2 protein-coding genes are annotated in these 1,467 nt (G+C 61.5%); one reads left to right on the forward strand and one right to left on the reverse strand.

Going from position 1 to position 1,467, the window contains the following annotated elements; all coding sequences use genetic code 11:
- Positions 1 to 400, reverse strand: a 400-nt coding sequence (locus tag EN925_RS35515) for an amino acid synthesis family protein (RefSeq protein ID WP_128337350.1), incomplete at its 3' end; no start/stop codon positions are given.
- A 198-nt stretch (positions 401 to 598) separates the two neighbouring features.
- On the opposite strand from EN925_RS35515, the gene EN925_RS35520 reads away from it, so the two are divergent.
- A partial coding sequence (locus EN925_RS35520) for a GAF domain-containing protein (protein WP_164894649.1) occupies positions 599 to 1,467 on the forward strand: 869 nt, incomplete at its 3' end.

Below are 1,467 nucleotides of genomic sequence, written 5' to 3' on the forward strand. Positions count from 1 at the left end.
TCATTGGCAGTGACAACAACGCCCCCGCGGCGTTTCTGGTGTTGCAGAATTCGAGATAGGTGGTGCCGCCGACGGCATCGCGGAACAGATTGCCAAAGCGCAGCGTGTGGATCAGCGCCGAGGCGTGTTCGATTTCGCCATTGATACCGACGGCCGCGGCCTTGCCATAGGATTCGATCTCGGCCGGCGGCATCAAGGCGGTTAGCCGCTGCGTAAGTTCGGCGCCGAGCCTGGGGGCGATGTCGATGATCTCGGGGCGAAGGTTTTCGACGAAGCCGCGTCCCCTCCACGGGTTCTTCAACACGGCGGCGACGACGATCGATGTGACCGGTTTGCCAGCGACCTTGCCGCCCTCGATCAGAACCTCGTCGATGAAGGTGCAGACTTTCCTGATTTCCATTCGCGCCAACGGTCCTTTCTGCCCAAACTCGAAAGGGCCAGGCTAGGAAGGCGCGCACCACGCGTCTTCCTCTGCTTCAGAGGAAAAACCGGATGTCTCGCTCTCGGAAGACGTGTAGCTTCACTCGGCCGCGAATTGCTTATATCGGGGCTCGCAGTGCCAACAAGAACAGATCGGTCAGCCGGAACAGTCGCACCAGTGAACCATCAGTCGCAAATCCTGTCGCTACGCGACGCCGCCAGCCTGATCAACTCAGGCGGCGATCTCAGCACGGTGTTGCGTGATCTCGTGTTGGCCGCCTGCCGGCATGCCGGATGGACAATGGGGTCGATCATGAGCATCGACGCACCGCATGGCCATGCTTACGTGATCGTTCGCCACGACCCGACCTTGATCCAGCGGTCGCTCCCCGACCGCTGGGAACTCGCCACCAGTCCGTCGATCGTTGCCCTGCAACGCAACGAGGCCGTCTATATCAGGGATGCCCGGGTCTCGGAGGAGTTTCCTGGCTATCGCATGGAGGCTTTCGAACGCGACTACCGCAGCGTTCTGGTAATGCCGATGAGTTGCCTCGACGAGGCCGGAAGGCCGATGGTGCTCAGCGTCATCTCGCGAGAGATCATGGACGTCAGCGCCGACGATCTCGCCTTCATCGGGATGATCGTCCATCTCGGTGAAATCGCTGTCGAGAAACAGCACAAGCTGCGCGAGGAGAAGCGTGCATCGGAACGGCTCCAGCAGGCGCTCCAGGCACATACGTCGCTGCTGCAGCAGGCCTTGGCCGAAAGCTCGATGCCTTCGCTTGCCGGTAAGATCGCAGCATTGGTGCCCAACCCCGTCGTCGTGGTCGATTTCACCGCCAACCTGATCGTCGCCAGCCGCTCACCGAGCGAGAAGCATTTCGACGACGCGGCCTGGCAGCTTGCCGCCAACACCAGCCTGCACCGGCAGATCATGAAGGTCGCGCGGTCGGCGGTGGATCAGCCGCACAGCGAGGCTCATACGTTCTTCCTCGACGACGGCAAGCGCCGTCTGCGTCTCACCGCGAAGATCGAACCGTTGAGTGT

The sequence above is a fragment of the Mesorhizobium sp. M7A.F.Ca.US.006.04.2.1 genome, assembly GCF_004022915.1.
GTDB classification, from domain to species: Bacteria; Pseudomonadota; Alphaproteobacteria; order Rhizobiales; family Rhizobiaceae; genus Mesorhizobium; species Mesorhizobium ciceri.